Consider the following 14,499-nt stretch of genomic DNA (forward strand, 5'->3'; position numbering starts at 1 on the left):
TCCGGCCGGTCGTTAGAGCCATTCACCGTTTCGTGGAAACGGTGAATGTCTCTATCTCTTTTGTTTTATGCATGTGTTTTATGCATGTCGTTGTCCCAAACCGGGACCACTTTTGGGCGACATGCATTACGCGCCTTCGACGACCGAAAAACCCTCGAACTGGGGGTGGCCGAGATAGTGGACCTTCGTCGTGCCGACATTCCTGTGGGCGGCGCGGAAATTCTCGGACTTGGTCCAGGCGATGAAATCATCGTGGCTCGCCCACACCGTGTGCGATGCAAACAGCGTGTAGCCTTCGGTCTCGTTGACCGGGCCTCGCAGCAGGTGGAATTCGCGGAACCCCTTCATCTCCGCAAGGCTGGAATCGCGGTTCTTCCACACGGCCTCGAAATCGTTCTCCGAGCCGGTCTGCACCTTGAAGCGGTTCATGGCGATGTACATGGCGGTTTCCTCTCACAGGGATGTTGATGATTTGCGGCCGCAGCGTTTTGTTCTGCGCACATTCAAAATGGGCCGATTTCGGTCTCGAACTCCAAACTTGCGCTTGCTGCCTGTGGTGGAATCGAAGGGAAGGGGGCTGCTTTGCGGATAATGCCAAGCGCCGCCTGATCGAAAGCCGCCGACCCTGAGGTCTCCAGGATGCGCAACTCATTTATGTTGCCCTTCCTGCCTATGACGAATTTAACAACCGCATTGTTGCGTGCCGCCAGTTGTAGGGACGGCGGCAGAGTGCGATTGACGCTGCCGAGCTTTCTAAAGACATCGCCGCGGTAGTTATCTTCCGCGGCAGTGCCTGCCTCGTTTTGCCTTTTGCCCTTGCTGGCCGCTTGCGCCGACAGGTCCTGGCCATCCGCCGTGCCGCGCTTTTCATCCGCCGTCTTTGAAGGGGCAGCTGCCGGACTGGGCCTCGCGCTGGGGATCGGCGGCTGTTCTGGAACGGCGACAGGCGCCTCGGTGCTCCTGGGCTGAACGGTCGGCTGTGCCGGCGCTTCGGTCTTGGGAGCCACGCTCTGATCATCGGGGCGAGGGGCGCCGGCCACCAGTATGTCCGGGGTGACCGCCTGCGGTTTGACAGCTTCCGGCAAAGACTTGAGCGGCGGCTTTGCCGCTTCCGCGGCAGGTTGGGAGGCCTCCGTTGGCTGCGACGGCTTGGGCGGTGTTGCCGGCTGTGGTTTGGCCGGTTGCGGGCTGGGCACCAGTGCAACGTTTATTGCCGTCGGGTCCTTGTCCAGCGCGCTGCCGACCACGTTGGTGCCCGACTGATCACTGCCTTCCGGCTGCTCGGCATTCTGGGAACTCGAAATCCCCGAAGGCGAGATCAGAAAAGCCGCCGCCACGGCGGCGTGGAGCGCGCAGGAGACGACGATCGCCGCCGTCCATTTGCGGTTCCAGGCCGACGGCCGCGGCAGCGCGAGCGGCTCGGTTGGCTCTATCGCCAGCTCGGCGCCGGCTTCGGAAAGGGGGCTGATATCCTGCATGTCTCGCCGCGAGACCTGCAGCGACAAGAGCAGAATTGTCAAATCAAGATCGTTCGCTCGCAGCGGCAGTCGGCAGTGGCCGGCAGCTGGCCACACCGTTTTGTTTTGCAGGAATGCGGGATGCAGTCCCACCTCAGACGCCGAAGGCGATACCGGTCTTGGTGTCCGTCTTCAGCTTGCGCATGCAGGCGTTCGGTTCGACGCCGGTACCGGTGCATTCGGTCGCGCTGTTGATCAGCACGCGGCTGACTTTCGAGCACTCGGTGCCGGCCAGATCGAAACGCGTCACCTTGGTCTTGCCGGCCGGCAATTCCTTGAAATCGAGCACGGTCAGCCGGTCGACGACGCCTGCCTCGTTGAACAAGGCGATCTCGAAGGCAGCCTTGGACAGGTCGGCGCCGAGATTGTTGTTGACCACGAACGTCAGGCGGCAACCCTTGTCGGAAGGTTGCGCACCATTGAGTTCCAGGGTGAGCGCGGGGGCCGGCGCGGACTCTTGTGCCCACGCCGGAACCATCGCAAGCGACATCGCCAGCATCGAGGTCAGCAGACGAAGGGGTGTCGTCAAGCTCGTCATGGCAATCAGCCTCCAAACCGCATCGTTGCCGCCAGCTTCAGCGTTATGCCGGGCTCGTAGGCCGCGAAAACCGGCTGCGGCGGCTGGCCGGCCGTGGTCAGGTTAAGCGGGTTGGCGTATTTGACATCGAACAGATTGTCGGCGCGGAAATCAATCTTCAAATTGTCCGTCGCCTGGTAGCTGGCAAAGGCATTGACCAGCGTGTAGTCCTCGGCGATCGGATTGCCCTTGGGCTTGCCATTATATTGCACTTCGCCGCCGACGGTCAGCTTGTCCTCGAGGAAGCGCAAGCCGAGCTGCGCAGTGACCTGGGATGATGGGATCGTGGCGAGATCCGCTTCCACACCCTTGTAGGAAATGGTGTGACCATTGGTGATTGAAGCCGAGAGCCCGGCATAGCCCCATCCGGCATCATAGACGCCCTCCAGTTCGAAGCCGTCGATCTTGGCCTTGGCAAAATTCTGGTACTGGAAGCATATCGGGATACCGGGTCCGCTCGGGCAACCGGCTGTCGGGTCAAACCGCGACAGGGTAACGCCATCGATGTAATCTTCGACATCATTGTTGAAATACGCTGCCTTGATGCGCAGCGCATCGCCGGCTTCGAAGATGTCGTTCTGCTTGTAGTTGACGCCGAATTCGACGGTCTTTCCAGTCTCCGGCCGCAGATTGGGATTGGGCAGGAACGGAAAGCTGACGCCTGCCGGATGATTGCCGCTGATCAGCGTCTCGGTGATCGATGGCGAGCGATAGCCCTCGGCATAGGTGCCATAAAACTGAAGGCCGGCAAGGCCTGCGGATTCGAACGGGGAGACGCCGACGGTGATGCGCGGCGATACCCTGTCGCCGGAAATGTCGTGGGTGTCATCTTTGAGACTGTAGTCGTCGTAACGCAGCCCGGCGATGACTTCGAGCCACTCCCAGGTGAGCTTGTCCTGGACATAGGCGCCCGAAACGTTGCGCTTGCCCGAAGGCGTGTAGAAACTGTCGCCACCAGCCGCGCCGCCGGTCTCGACGTTATCGCCGACCCAGTCGCCGCCATAGGTCAGCTCGTGCGCGATCCCACTCGTCTCGAACCGGGACGTGTTCCAGATGTCGATGCCGGTGGTGCCGACGTCGAATGTCGACTGCGATCCCGCCGGCAAGACAACGGGAAGGCCGGTGACCGGATCAAAGCGGTTTTGCGGGACAAGGCTGGTCAGATCGAGGTTGGTCTTGTTGTAGGAGGTGTTGATGTGGAGATCGAGCCAGCTCTTGTCCTCATCCGTGATGTTGTAGCGCGCCGTGAAGGTGTTCGACTTCAGGTCGACGTCATTGACCGGCGCACCGCCGCTGATCTCGTTCCAGCCATCGCTTGAGCCGACCCAGCCGAGCTTCAGTTCGCTGTTGTCGGTCGGGCGTATGCTGGTCTTGAGCAGTCCGCTGAGCACGTCGAAGCCGGTGCCCTTGACGGTGTCGCCGCCGCCATCCTTATAGTCGTCATAGTCGCGGTAGACGATGTTGCCCAGCACGTCCCAATTCTCGTTAATGCGGTAGGCGCCGGATGCACTTGTGGTCCAGCCCTTGCCGTTGCTCTCATAGCGTCCCGTGACGGAACCGGCCCATGTCTCGTCAGGCTTGAGGAAATCCTCGGCATCCTTGGTGTCGAAGAAGACGACGCCGCCGATGGCGCCCGAGCCGTAGGTGTTGGCTACAGGACCACGGATAACATCCACGGATTTGACGAGTTCGGGGTCGATGTAGAAGGTCGACTGCGTGCCGTGGTCGGAGCGCTGGAAATTCTGTCGTGCGCCGTCGACGATGACTGCGACGCGACCGAAATCCTGCAGGCCGCGGATGTTGATGCTGGTGCTGACGCGCCTGGCGTCGGCCTGCGCCGCGACACCGGGCACGCCGAGCAGCATCTCATTGGGCGTCGTCGCCATGCGGCGGTCGAGCTGTTCCTGGCCGACATGGCTGGCCGATGCCAGCGATTCGATCGCCGTCTCGCCGGTGCGGCTGATGACGAGGATCTTGTCGAGCAGCGTTGCTCCCGCTGGTGCTGCCTTTTCCTCTTCAGCCTTCTTCGTTTGATCTGTCGGCTGCGCCGCCTGCTGGGCGTTGGCCAGTTGCGCCGATAAGGCAATCGCCGCCACACTTGCCAGCAATGCCGCCGCGCCGTTCGCCGCCGACCGGCCGCGCCATTCCCAAGTCACAAACCCCATGCCCCAACTCCAAAGTCCAGGTTTCATGCTGGCTGGCCCGGGGCTGGCTGGCATTTTTGATCGTCGCCGACGTCTTAAATGTTGACTCATTTAATCCGGTATTGCACTGACTAGTAAACATGATTATCCAAGTCAAGAAATGAATCGGATTACGCAACGCCTAGCCAGACGCCCGGCACAGGAAAGGGATCCATCCAGATGAACACCCACAATCCCAACGATTTTCGCTATCGCGTCCGCCGTCCCGACGATGCCTCCCCCCATTTCGACCGGGTTCCGCTGGCGGTACGAACCCTTTCCAGCAACACCCTGTTCCAGGGCGAGCACGAGATAGGCATCGAGCATCACGGTGCACTCTACCGGCTGAAGATCACCCGACAGGGCAAGCTCATTCTCAACAAGTAAGACAAGGCAACAGGGACCGAGACATGGATCAGCGCGTAAAACCCGCCCCGCATGAAATCCGGCGGGCACGGACAGACAATCCGAAGACGCGCGAGCGTGATCTGGCTGCCCATCTCGGCATTTCGGAGGCCGAACTGATCGCGGCGCATTGCGGCGACGGCGTCGTCCGCATCGAGCCGCGCGTCAACGATCTTCTGACCGGCCTCGAGGCCGTCGGCGAGGTCATGGCGCTGACCCGCAATGAAAGCGCGGTGCACGAGAAGATCGGCGTCTATGACAAGGTCGTCACCGGCACCCACAATGCCATGGTGCTTGGCGAAAACATCGACTTGCGCATCTTCCCGAAGGTCTGGGCGCACGGCTTTGCCGTCGAGAAGCGCGACGGCGACGAAATCCGCCGCAGCCTCCAGTTCTTCGATGCGGCAGGCGAGGCCGTGCACAAGGTGCATCTGCGGCCGGCCTCCAGCCTCTATGCCTATCAGAAGCTGGTCGCCGCGCTCGAATCGTCCAACCAGGAACCGACGGTCGACATCTCGGGGCCACTCCCCGATGACGAGATCCATGGCGACGAAGCGGCCGCCAATCTCGACGATCTGCGTGACCGCTGGAGCCGGCTGACCGACGTGCACCAGTTCTTTGGTATGCTGAAGACGCTGAAACTAAGCCGCCGGCAGGCGGTGCGCCTGGTTGGGCAGGACTATGCCTGGCAGCTCGACAATGAGGCGGTCCGGGCCATGTTTCATCATGCCGCGGAGGGCGAGATGCCGATCATGTGCTTTGTGGGAAACCGCGGCTGCATCCAGATCCATTCCGGTCCGATCAAGTCGATCAAGCCGATGGGACCATGGATCAACGTGCTGGACGAAACCTTCCACCTGCATCTGCGCACCGACCACATCCACGAGGTCTGGGCCGTGCGCAAGCCGACCAAGGACGGTCATGTCACCTCGCTCGAGGTCTATGACGCCGACGGCAAGATGATCATCCAGTTCTTCGGCAAGCGTCATGAAGGCGAAAGCGAGCGGGACGACTGGCGCTTCCTGGCGGAAAACCTGCCGCGCATCCCAAACCCGACCGCAGCCTGAGAAAAAATGCTATGAGTGTTTTCCCAAGATTGTCGGCTGTGCGCGAATTTATTTTGGGGCCGGTGATCGGTCTCTCCATGGCTGCTATCGCACTGCAACCCGCCAGCGCCGCGGATGGCACGGCCGTGTTTGCCGATCCTTCAAAGATCGTGGCCATTGGCGGCTCGATCACCGAGATCGTCTATGCTCTCGGCCAGGAAAAGCATCTGGTGGCACGCGATTCCACCAGCCGGTTCCCAAAGGCGGCGCTTGAGCTGCCCGATGTCGGCTATATGCGCGCGCTGTCGCCGGAAGGTGTGCTGTCGGTCGACCCGACCGGCATCCTGGCGCTGCATGGCAGCGGCCCCAAGGAAGCGGTCGATGTCTTGAAGAAGACGAGCGTGCCGTTCATCGAGGTGCCCGAGCACTACAGCCACGAAGGCATTCTCGAGAAGGTCCGCATCGTCGGCAAGGCGCTCGGCGTCGACGCCAAGGCCGAGGTGCTGGCCAAGGAGCTCGATGCCAAGCTCACGGCCGCCGAGAAGCAGACGGCCTCGATCAAGGAGCGCAAGCGCATCCTTTTCGTGCTGTCGATACAGGGTGGCAAGATTCTGGCGGCCGGCAGCGAGACCGCCGCCGACGGCATGGTCAAGCTGGCCGGCGGCGTCAACGCGGTCGAGGGCTTTTCCGGCTACAAGCAGATGTCCGACGAGGCGATCATAACCGCCCGGCCGGACGTGATCCTGATGATGAGCAATGCCGGGCCTACGGTTTCGGACGACGAACTGTTCGGCAATCCATCGATCGCCTCCACGCCGGCCGGAGCGGCGCACAAGCTGATCCGCATCGACGGCGCCTATCTGCTGGGCTTCGGGCCGCGCACGGCTGATGCCATCCACGATCTCGCTGTCTCGCTTTATGGCGGGCAGGTCACGGACTGAGCAGGCAGATCATGGTCGATCAATCGATCGCCGGCCCGGTGATGGCAAGCGTATCCGAAGGCGACCGGTCGGGCCGCGCCCGCATCGTCATCCTTCTGCTGTGCCTGGGGCTCGCGGCAGCCGGTTTTCTGTCGCTGACATCGGGGGCTTCGGACGCATCGGTCGCCAACGTCATCGGGGGCCGGCTGTTCGGCGCAGTGCCTGACGACGCCGCGTTGAGCGCCCGCGACAGCCTGATCGTCTATGACATCCGCCTGCCGCGCGTCATCCTCGGCATGCTGGTCGGCGCGGCGCTCGCCGTCTCCGGCGCGGTCATGCAGGGGCTGTTCCGCAATCCGCTGGCGGACCCCGGCCTGATCGGCGTCTCGGCCGGCTCCAGCCTCGGCGCGGTTGCCGTCATCGTGCTCGGCGCGACGATATTGGCTCCGGTGACAGTCTTGCTCGGCACGCTTGCCCTGCCGCTGGCGGCCTTCTGTGGCGGGCTCGCCACCACGCTGATGCTCTATCAGGTCGCGACGCGGCGGGGGCAAACCTCGGTTGCCACAATGCTGCTCGCGGGCATCGCGCTGGCGGCGCTCGCCATGGCGCTGACCGGCATCCTTATCTTCATGGCCGACGATCGCCAGTTGCGCGACCTGACCTTCTGGCAACTCGGATCGCTCGGTGGTGCGACCTGGGCGAAGATCGCGTCGGTAGGGCCGATCATCGTCCTGGCGCTGGCGGCGATGCCGTTCCTGGCACGCGGCCTCAACGCGCTGGCGCTTGGCGAGGCGACCGCCGGTCATCTCGGCATTCCGGTGCAGCGGCTGAAATACACGGCCATCGTCGGCGTCTCCGCCGCGGTCGGCGCATCCGTCGCCGTCAGCGGCGGCATCGGCTTCGTCGGCATCGTGGTGCCGCATCTGCTGCGCCTGCTGATTGGTCCGGACAATCGCTATCTGCTGCCAGCGTCGGCGCTGCTCGGCGCCTCGCTGCTGCTTCTGGCCGATGCGGTCGCACGCACCATCGTTGCGCCGGCCGAACTGCCGATAGGCATCGTCACCGCGATAGCGGGCGCGCCGTTCTTCCTTTGGATCCTGCTGCGCAAGCGCGGCGTGGTTGATTTGTGAGGCTTGATGATCGAGGCAAAGGATGTTTCGGTTGATATCGCCGGCAAGCCTATCGTCAGTGGTGTCGATTTCCACGCGCGGCCCGGCGAGATCGCCGCCATCGTCGGCCCCAATGGTTCGGGCAAGACGACCTTCCTCAAAGCGCTCTCCGGCGAACTCGCCTATACCGGCCGCGTTGCCCTCAACGGCCGAGATCTCTCGACGATGAAGCCGGCCGAGGCAGCCGTCCATCGCGCGGTGCTGCCGCAGGCGACGACGCTGTCGTTCCCGTTCACCGTGCGGGAAGTGGTCAAGCTTGGTCTTGTCGGCGGCCGTTCGGGCGCCTTGCCGGGCGAGGATGCGCGGCTGCCGGAACGGGCGCTGGCGCGTGTCGATCTCGACGGCTTTGCCGGCCGTTTCTACCAGGAGCTTTCCGGCGGGGAGCAACAGCGCGTTCAGTTGGCGCGCGTGCTGTGCCAGGTCTGGGCGCCGGTGCTCGACGGCAAGCCGCGCTTTCTGTTCCTCGACGAGCCAGTGTCCAGCCTCGACATCAAGCACCAGCTGATCATCATGAACATTGCCCGCGACTTCGCCAGAAGGGGCGGTGGCGTGGTCGCCATCCTGCATGACCTCAATCTGACGGCCATGTATGCGGAGCGGATCTTCGTCATGCATCGCGGCCGGCTGGCCGCCGCCGGATCGCCGCGGGACGTGCTGAGCGATGATCTGATCGAGAAAGTGTTCGACTGCCGGCTCAGGGTCGGCGTGCTGCCGGCGGGCAATATGCCGTTCGTGCTGCCCCAGTCGGCGGTCTATTGATATTCAGGTGAGGCCGGGCCTGCGAATGGCGGTTTCCTGCGCTTCTCCCGCCAATTGTCGAAGTCGGCGCCGCCCCTCATTGCCCTGCCGGGCATTTCTCTCCGTAGAACGGGGAGAAATACGCTAGGCAGCCGGGGCGCGGCGCTCCATCAGCATGTCGATGCCGAGCAGGTTGCGTACATTCGGCCGCGCCGCTACCAGATCGGCGATCGTATAGCGGGCGAGCACTGCGAAAAACGCATTCAGGGCCTCGCGCAGCGCCGAGTTCAGCGCGCAGCTGTCGACGAGCGGGCATTCGGCGGCATCGTTCTCGAAGCATTCGGCCATGGCGAAGCTCTCTTCCGTCACGCGCACGACATCGAACAGGCTGATGGCTTCAGCCGCCCGGCCAAGCTTGACGCCGCCATTCCTGCCACGCACAGTCTGGACGAGGCCGTGCTCGACCAGCGGCTGCAGGATCTTGAACAGGAAAAGCTCCGACACCGAATAGGCGGCCGCGATCTCGGGAATACGGCTCAATCGGTCGTCATTTGCCGCGCAATACATCAAGATGCGCATGGCATAGTTGGTCTGGCGCGTAAGCCGCATATTGTCCTCACAAGGCACTGGGGCGGTGCAACCCACGCCAGATCTGGAAATTTTCCTGATGCGGCTTTGACCCGAAATTCCGGATTCGCCACATTGGCCCAGGCGGAATATGGCCTATACCTTGGAATAATTCCAGACTAGCTTGGCGCGATAGATGAATTTTCTCCTCAACTTTGTGTGCGCAGCCGGGCAAGATGCCGGGCGAAACCGGCTGTCGCGGGTATTTCGGCCGTCGGAACACTAGATAGGCTGAGATCGACGAGGAGCGGCTCACCCATGTCACAATCGGCTTCGCCCTTGACGCCGGTCCGTTTCGATGCCGAAGCGGATGCGAAGCTTTCCGCGTTGCGGCGGACGAAATTCCTCGCGGCGGCCGCGCTGGCGCTTTGCGTACTGGTGTTTGCGCTCGCCAAATCGTTCGAGCACATCCATGCGTGGCTCGGCTTCGTCGCTGCCTTTGCCGAGGCGGCGACCATCGGCGGCCTCGCCGACTGGTACGCGGTGGTGGCGCTGTTTCGAAGGCCGCTGGGGCTGCCGATCCCGCACACCGCCATTATCCCCGAGAACCAGAACCGCATCGCCGACAATCTCGGCCGCTTCATCGAGGTCAACTTTCTGGCGCCCGAACCGGTGCGTGAAAAGCTTGCCGAGGTCGATTTTTCGGCGCTGGTCGCCGATTGGCTGGCCGATACGGAGCGCGCCGCCGGCCTGTCGCGCTTCATCGTGCGGCTGGTGCCGCAGACGCTTGCGGCGATAGAGCAATCCGGCCTGCGCGGCTTCGTCACAAGCCGCATGCTCGAACAGATCGAAAAGGTGCCGCTGGCGCCGCTGGCCGCCGAACTGCTCTCGGCGCTTACCGATGATCGCCGCCATCAGAAATTGTTCGACGAATTCACCAAGGTGATCGGGCGGTTCCTCAATGACGAAAAAGCGCTGGCAACGATGCGCGAAAAAATCCGCAAGGAACTGCCGTCGCTGTTCAACCTGTTCCGCGCCGACGCCTATCTCCTGAAGAAGATCGTCGCCTCGGCGGGCTCGCTGCTCGACGAAGTGAGGGCCGATCCCGACCACCCGATGCGCGCCGAATTCGACGGCTTCGCCCAAGGCTTCATCGATAAGCTGAGGACATCGAAACAATATGCCAAACGGGCCGAAAAGCTGAAGCGCGACTTCCTGGGCCGGCCGGAGGTCAAGGGATTGGCCGGCGACATGTGGGCAAGCCTCAGCCAGTTCATCGAGCAGGATGCCAAGGCGCCGAATTCGGTCATCCGTGCGCACCTCGCCAACATGTTCGTCGAGGTCGGCCGGCATCTTGCCGGCGATGCGCAGATCCGGGCCGACATGAACCAGGGGTTCGTGGTGGCGCTGGCGTCGTTCGTGGAGAGCCAGAAGGCCGGCGTGTCGACATTCATCGCCGACCAGGTCAAACGCTGGGACCTCGCGCAACTGACGCGGCTGATCGAGATGAACATCGGCCGGGACCTGCAGTACATCCGCTTCAACGGCATGATCATCGGCGGCCTCGCCGGTGTCGTGCTCTATGTGGCCGAGCGGCTGTTCCTCGTGAATTGATGCGCGGCCAGACTGGCGCTCATTCCTCCGCGTCCGAATGGACTCACGGCACGCGAGTGTTATTCTCCATCCGAGGGTGCCCGCATCCGCGGCAAAGGGGAGCAAACAAGCATGGCAAAACAACCGGAATCCGATTCCTTCATGGACATGTTCGGCAGGTTCGGCCGCGACCTGAAGGTGCCGAATGTCGATGTCGAGGCGATCCTTGCCCATCATCGCAAGAACCTCGAAGCGCTGGAGAAATCGGCACGAGCCGGTGCCGCCGGCGCCATCTCGCTGTTGTCCCGGCAGCGCGAGATGCTGCAGGATACGCTGCGCGAGGTCACCGATATGGCGCAAAGCTACAGGGCGCCGGGCAATCCGCAGGAACTGATGGCCAAACAGACGGAGTTTGCCAGAAAGTCCTTCGAGGCCGCGTTGAAAAATGCCGGCGAAGTGGCTGAACTGGTCAAGAAATCCGGTGCCGAATCGGTCGACATCCTGCGCACCCGCATCAAGGAGGCGATGGAGGAAATCCGCGCCGGCTACGAGAAGAAGTAGCGGATGTGGCCGGGACCGGTTCATGGCTGCCGGCCGCCCTGAAGCCCGGAAAGCCCGAGTTGGCCTGCGACTGCGCCGGCGGCGTGGCTCGATTGCGGCCGAGATCGACGGAACGGATTCGCGTAGAGCGAATTGACAGAGGCCGTCAGTTCGTGGTCCGGAGGCTCTGGAAGCGATCGGGAAACCAGGAATGAACGAAATACGGCCTAAAACGCCGCCTACCTACGAGCAGTTGAGGACGATGGCCGGGCTGGAACTCGGCGTGTCGGAGTGGACGACGGTCGACCAGAACCGCATCGATCAGTTCGCTGAATGCACCGGCGACCATCAATGGATTCATGTCGACCCTGAAAGGGCGCGGCGGCAAAGCCCGTTCCGCACGACGATCGCGCATGGCTATCTGACGCTGTCGATCATCGGCGCGCTGGCGCTCGGCATGGGCATCGTGCCCGAGAATACGCAGGCCGCCTTCAATTATGGCTTCGACAAAGTACGCTTCCTGGCGCCGGTCAGGGTCGGCGCCCGCATCAGACTGCGCATCACGCTGCTGTCCATGGAGGACAGGGGCCCGGGCCAGTATCTGATGAAGGCGGCCAACACGGTCGAGATCGAAGGCGAGGAAAAGCCTGCCTTGACGGCGGAAACGCTGGTCATGCTCTATGAACGCCGCAAGCGGGCAGGTGCCTGAGCCTGTTTGGAATTCTACTCTCTGAGCGGTGTGCGCGTCACGAAGCCCTGGATTCTGCGCGGCCTGTGGCGCGGGCCGAGAGCAGTGCGAGGAACAGCGCAGCCAGCGCCAGCACCGTCGCCGTCTGAAAGGTGACCTGCATTCCCCGGGCGGCGGCCTCGGAACTCAGAAGACCAATGCCTTCGTGCCCTTCGGCCGATGCGACGGCGAATATAGCGCCCATCAACGAGGCGCCGGTGATGAGCCCGAGATTGCGCGAAAGGTTGAGCAGACCGGAGACGACGCCGCGCTGACCCGCGTCAACGCCGGTCATGACGGCTGCATTGTTCGACGTCTGGAACAGCGCGTAGCCGATGCAGGTGACGGTGATCGCAACGACATAGCCGGCAATGCCGAATCTGGTCACGGCGAGCGACAGCAGGAACGTGCCTGTCGTGAGGCTGAGCAGGCCTGCGACCATCATCCTATGAGCGCCGAAGCGGTCGGTCAGGCGTCCGGCGACCAACGCCGACAAGGTCGAGACGAGCGGGCCGGTCGACAGCACCGCACCCACCATTGCAGCATCCAGCCCGAGCCCGCGCGACAGGTAGAACGGAGCCACCACCAGCGTCGCCATCATCACCGTGGCGACGACGAGGCTCATGGCGAGACTGGCACTCAGCTGAAGATCGCGGAAGCTGGCAAGCCGGATCAAGGGGTTTTTCACTCTCGCCTGCGCGGCGGCGAAAAGAAAAACGCCGGTGCCGGCGGCGATCAGCAGGCCGATGTTGAGCGTGCCGAAATTGCCTCTGCCCAGCGTCATCGCCAGCGCATAGGCGGCCAACGTCAGGGCCAGCAGGGCGGTGCCCACGACATCGAACGTGCCTCGGTCGAGCCGCGCGGTTTTATTGCGTGCCGGCAGGGCACGCCAGGCAAGAACGAAGGTGAGCACTCCCAGCGGGACATTGACGAGGAAGATTGCCCGCCAGCCGAAGCCGGTGATCAAAAGGCCGCCGAGCAAGGGGCCAAGTGTCGTGCCGATCGCGGACATGGCGCCGAGCAGGCCCATGGCGCCGCCGATTCTGTCTTTGGTCACGGTTTCGGCGACGAAGGCCAGCGTCAGCGCCATCATCAGCGCTGCGCCAAGTCCCTGCACGGCGCGTGCGGCAATCAGCAGCCAGAGTGTCGGCGCCAGGCCGCAGAGCACCGATGCGGACGTGAACAGCGCGATGCCCCCAAGCAGCAACGGTCGGCGCCCGAACATGTCGGCCAGCCGGCCGGCGCTGACGATCAGTGTGGTGATGGCGAGGAGATAGGCCAGAACAACCCATTGCACGGCCTGGAACGTCGCGCCGAAATTCTGCATCAGCGACGGCAGCCCGACGCTGGCAATGCTGGTTCCCAGCGACGACAGCAGTGTGGCGAGCGACAGGCTTGCCAACGCCCAGCCGGCGGATTGCATCCGTGGTGGCGCCGATGTCAGCCCGTCCGGATTTTGCTCAGCGATTGCCACGGCGGTCTCCTTCGATCAGTCCCACAACCGGAACTGCTGGAGATCTAGTTCCTTGGCCAATGTGGCGGAAGGCGCAGCATTTGCATCTTATTCGTGCGTTTGGCGCCATATCATGTCATGATCTGCCGATGACATCACCCGATCTCAACTTACTGTTCGCTCTCGACGTCCTGCTGACCGAAGGCAGCGTGGCGCGCGCCGCCAGCCGCCTACGCCTCAGCCCTTCGGCGATGAGCCGCACGCTGGCGCGACTGCGCCAGGCGACGGGCGATCCGCTGCTGGTTCGCGCCGGTCGAGGCCTTGTGGCGACGCCGCGTGCGGAAGAACTGCGACAGCAGGTAGGCCGTGTCGTCCAGGATGCGGAGGCGCTCCTGCGCCCTGCCACCTTGCTCGATCTCCCGAACCTGGACAGGGTCTTCACGCTGCGCACCAATGAGAGCTTCGTCGAAGAGTTCGCACCTCGTCTCGTTGCTCGTATCCAGGCCGATGCGCCCGGCGTGCGGCTGCGCTTTGCACCGAAGTCCGACCGGGACGTCATGTCGTTGCGCGACGCGGCGATCGATCTGGACATAGGCGTCGCTGGCGAGACCGGCCCGGAGGTGCGCATCCAGGCGTTGCTTCGCGACCGCTTCATCGGCGCCGTGCGAACGGGCCATCCCTTGACCGAGGGCGCGGTGACGCCTGAGCGCTATGCCGCAGGCCGACACATCAGCGTTTCACGGCGTGGCCGCGAGAAAGGGCCGATCGACGAGGCTTTGAACCGGCTCGGGCTGCGGCGGACCGTCGTGTGCATGGTTTCCGGTTTCTCGGCAGCCCTTGCCATGGCCCGCACATCAGACCTGATCGCCAGCGTTCCGGAGCGGCATACCGAGGGCGCACGCGCCGGCATGCGCAGTTTTCCCCTGCCGGTTGCCACCGCGGAAGTCACTATCTCCATGCTCTGGCATCCGCGCCTCGATGCCGATCCGGCGCAACGCTGGTTGCGCGACTGTGTGCGGGAGGTGTGTGCGGCGTCGCGCTGACAACGATGAGAAGCCTGCGCC

Annotated in this window: 15 protein-coding genes; 9 read left to right on the top strand and 6 right to left on the bottom strand. The window is 63.2% G+C overall.

All coding sequences use genetic code 11. The features are described 5' to 3' along the window. Positions 1 to 126: 126 nt before the first annotated feature. The 4 genes from A9K65_RS18550 to A9K65_RS18565 all read right to left on the bottom strand — a co-directional run bounded on the left by A9K65_RS18550 (position 127) and on the right by A9K65_RS18565 (position 4,259). Positions 127 to 441, bottom strand: coding sequence for an antibiotic biosynthesis monooxygenase (locus tag A9K65_RS18550; protein ID WP_027039045.1), 315 nt, complete (start codon positions 439 to 441; stop codon positions 127 to 129). Positions 442 to 503: 62 nt separating this feature from the next. Next, positions 504 to 1,337: a TonB family protein gene (locus A9K65_RS18555; protein WP_224675394.1), complete on the bottom strand. Its 834-nt coding sequence runs from the start codon at positions 1,335 to 1,337 to the stop codon at positions 504 to 506. 274 nt (positions 1,338 to 1,611) lie between these two features. Beyond that, entirely contained in the window at positions 1,612 to 2,055 is a 444-nt protein-coding gene (locus A9K65_RS18560; RefSeq protein ID WP_027160462.1) for a hypothetical protein, read from the bottom strand. A gap of 5 nt (positions 2,056 to 2,060) precedes the next feature. Continuing rightward, complete coding sequence (locus tag A9K65_RS18565) at positions 2,061 to 4,259, bottom strand: TonB-dependent hemoglobin/transferrin/lactoferrin family receptor (protein WP_084015782.1); 2,199 nt, start codon at positions 4,257 to 4,259, stop codon at positions 2,061 to 2,063. A gap of 198 nt (positions 4,260 to 4,457) precedes the next feature. On the opposite strand from A9K65_RS18565, the gene hemP reads away from it, so the two are divergent. The 5 genes from hemP to A9K65_RS18590 are packed head-to-tail and all read left to right on the top strand — an operon-like array spanning position 4,458 to position 8,576. After that, positions 4,458 to 4,664, top strand: coding sequence for a hemin uptake protein HemP (gene hemP, locus A9K65_RS18570; RefSeq protein WP_063168168.1), 207 nt, complete (start codon positions 4,458 to 4,460; stop codon positions 4,662 to 4,664). A 23-nt stretch (positions 4,665 to 4,687) separates the two neighbouring features. Next, positions 4,688 to 5,749 (top strand): hemin-degrading factor, encoded by a 1,062-nt coding sequence (locus tag A9K65_RS18575; protein ID WP_064993686.1) that lies wholly within the window; start codon positions 4,688 to 4,690, stop codon positions 5,747 to 5,749. A gap of 11 nt (positions 5,750 to 5,760) precedes the next feature. Beyond that, positions 5,761 to 6,669, top strand: a complete 909-nt coding sequence (locus A9K65_RS18580) for a hemin ABC transporter substrate-binding protein (RefSeq protein ID WP_064993685.1) — start codon at positions 5,761 to 5,763, stop codon at positions 6,667 to 6,669. An 11-nt stretch (positions 6,670 to 6,680) separates the two neighbouring features. Then, the gene (locus A9K65_RS18585) at positions 6,681 to 7,778 is read left to right on the top strand and encodes an iron ABC transporter permease (RefSeq protein WP_064993684.1); all 1,098 of its coding nucleotides are present in this window, start codon (positions 6,681 to 6,683) and stop codon (positions 7,776 to 7,778) included. A 6-nt stretch (positions 7,779 to 7,784) separates the two neighbouring features. Then, positions 7,785 to 8,576: a heme ABC transporter ATP-binding protein gene (locus A9K65_RS18590; protein ID WP_064993683.1), complete on the top strand. Its 792-nt coding sequence runs from the start codon at positions 7,785 to 7,787 to the stop codon at positions 8,574 to 8,576. 123 nt (positions 8,577 to 8,699) lie between these two features. On the opposite strand, the gene rirA is transcribed toward A9K65_RS18590, so the two are convergent. Then, on the bottom strand, positions 8,700 to 9,164 hold the full coding sequence (gene rirA / locus A9K65_RS18595) for an iron-responsive transcriptional regulator RirA (protein WP_013531245.1): 465 nt from the start codon (positions 9,162 to 9,164) through the stop codon (positions 8,700 to 8,702). A gap of 276 nt (positions 9,165 to 9,440) precedes the next feature. Here rirA and A9K65_RS18600 point away from each other — a divergent pair, with 276 nt between their 5' ends. The 3 genes from A9K65_RS18600 to A9K65_RS18610 all read left to right on the top strand — a co-directional run bounded on the left by A9K65_RS18600 (position 9,441) and on the right by A9K65_RS18610 (position 11,964). After that, on the top strand, positions 9,441 to 10,736 hold the full coding sequence (locus A9K65_RS18600) for a DUF445 domain-containing protein (protein ID WP_064993682.1): 1,296 nt from the start codon (positions 9,441 to 9,443) through the stop codon (positions 10,734 to 10,736). A gap of 111 nt (positions 10,737 to 10,847) precedes the next feature. Further along, positions 10,848 to 11,276, top strand: coding sequence for a phasin family protein (locus A9K65_RS18605; RefSeq protein ID WP_064993681.1), 429 nt, complete (start codon positions 10,848 to 10,850; stop codon positions 11,274 to 11,276). 190 nt (positions 11,277 to 11,466) lie between these two features. Beyond that, entirely contained in the window at positions 11,467 to 11,964 is a 498-nt protein-coding gene (locus A9K65_RS18610) for a MaoC family dehydratase (RefSeq protein ID WP_013531248.1), read from the top strand. Between the two features lie 37 nt (positions 11,965 to 12,001). Here A9K65_RS18610 and A9K65_RS18615 read toward each other — a convergent pair whose 3' ends face one another. Beyond that, positions 12,002 to 13,456, bottom strand: a complete 1,455-nt coding sequence (locus A9K65_RS18615) for an MFS transporter (RefSeq protein ID WP_064993680.1) — start codon at positions 13,454 to 13,456, stop codon at positions 12,002 to 12,004. A gap of 128 nt (positions 13,457 to 13,584) precedes the next feature. On the opposite strand from A9K65_RS18615, the gene A9K65_RS18620 reads away from it, so the two are divergent. Further along, the gene (locus A9K65_RS18620; RefSeq protein ID WP_064994031.1) at positions 13,585 to 14,478 is read left to right on the top strand and encodes a LysR family transcriptional regulator; all 894 of its coding nucleotides are present in this window, start codon (positions 13,585 to 13,587) and stop codon (positions 14,476 to 14,478) included. Positions 14,479 to 14,499: the final 21 nt, after the last annotated feature.

Source organism: Mesorhizobium sp. WSM1497 (assembly GCF_001672455.2).
In the GTDB taxonomy this organism is placed as follows: domain Bacteria; phylum Pseudomonadota; class Alphaproteobacteria; order Rhizobiales; family Rhizobiaceae; genus Mesorhizobium; species Mesorhizobium ciceri.

What these genes read in the sequence shown, in the direction of transcription:
- A9K65_RS18560 (WP_027160462.1), bottom strand. Translation starts at nt 2,055, where the DNA reads ATGACGAGCTTGACGACACCCCTTCGTCTGCTGACCTCGATGCTGGCG.
- rirA (WP_013531245.1), bottom strand. Translation starts at nt 9,164, where the DNA reads ATGCGGCTTACGCGCCAGACCAACTATGCCATGCGCATCTTGATGTAT.
- A9K65_RS18565 (WP_084015782.1), bottom strand. Translation starts at nt 4,259, where the DNA reads ATGGGGTTTGTGACTTGGGAATGGCGCGGCCGGTCGGCGGCGAACGGC.
- A9K65_RS18600 (WP_064993682.1), top strand. Translation starts at nt 9,441, where the DNA reads ATGTCACAATCGGCTTCGCCCTTGACGCCGGTCCGTTTCGATGCCGAA.
- A9K65_RS18620 (WP_064994031.1), top strand. Translation starts at nt 13,585, where the DNA reads ATGACATCACCCGATCTCAACTTACTGTTCGCTCTCGACGTCCTGCTG.
- A9K65_RS18610 (WP_013531248.1), top strand. Translation starts at nt 11,467, where the DNA reads ATGAACGAAATACGGCCTAAAACGCCGCCTACCTACGAGCAGTTGAGG.
- A9K65_RS18580 (WP_064993685.1), top strand. Translation starts at nt 5,761, where the DNA reads ATGAGTGTTTTCCCAAGATTGTCGGCTGTGCGCGAATTTATTTTGGGG.
- A9K65_RS18585 (WP_064993684.1), top strand. Translation starts at nt 6,681, where the DNA reads ATGGTCGATCAATCGATCGCCGGCCCGGTGATGGCAAGCGTATCCGAA.
- A9K65_RS18575 (WP_064993686.1), top strand. Translation starts at nt 4,688, where the DNA reads ATGGATCAGCGCGTAAAACCCGCCCCGCATGAAATCCGGCGGGCACGG.
- A9K65_RS18550 (WP_027039045.1), bottom strand. Translation starts at nt 441, where the DNA reads ATGTACATCGCCATGAACCGCTTCAAGGTGCAGACCGGCTCGGAGAAC.
- A9K65_RS18590 (WP_064993683.1), top strand. Translation starts at nt 7,785, where the DNA reads ATGATCGAGGCAAAGGATGTTTCGGTTGATATCGCCGGCAAGCCTATC.
- A9K65_RS18605 (WP_064993681.1), top strand. Translation starts at nt 10,848, where the DNA reads ATGGCAAAACAACCGGAATCCGATTCCTTCATGGACATGTTCGGCAGG.
- hemP (WP_063168168.1), top strand. Translation starts at nt 4,458, where the DNA reads ATGAACACCCACAATCCCAACGATTTTCGCTATCGCGTCCGCCGTCCC.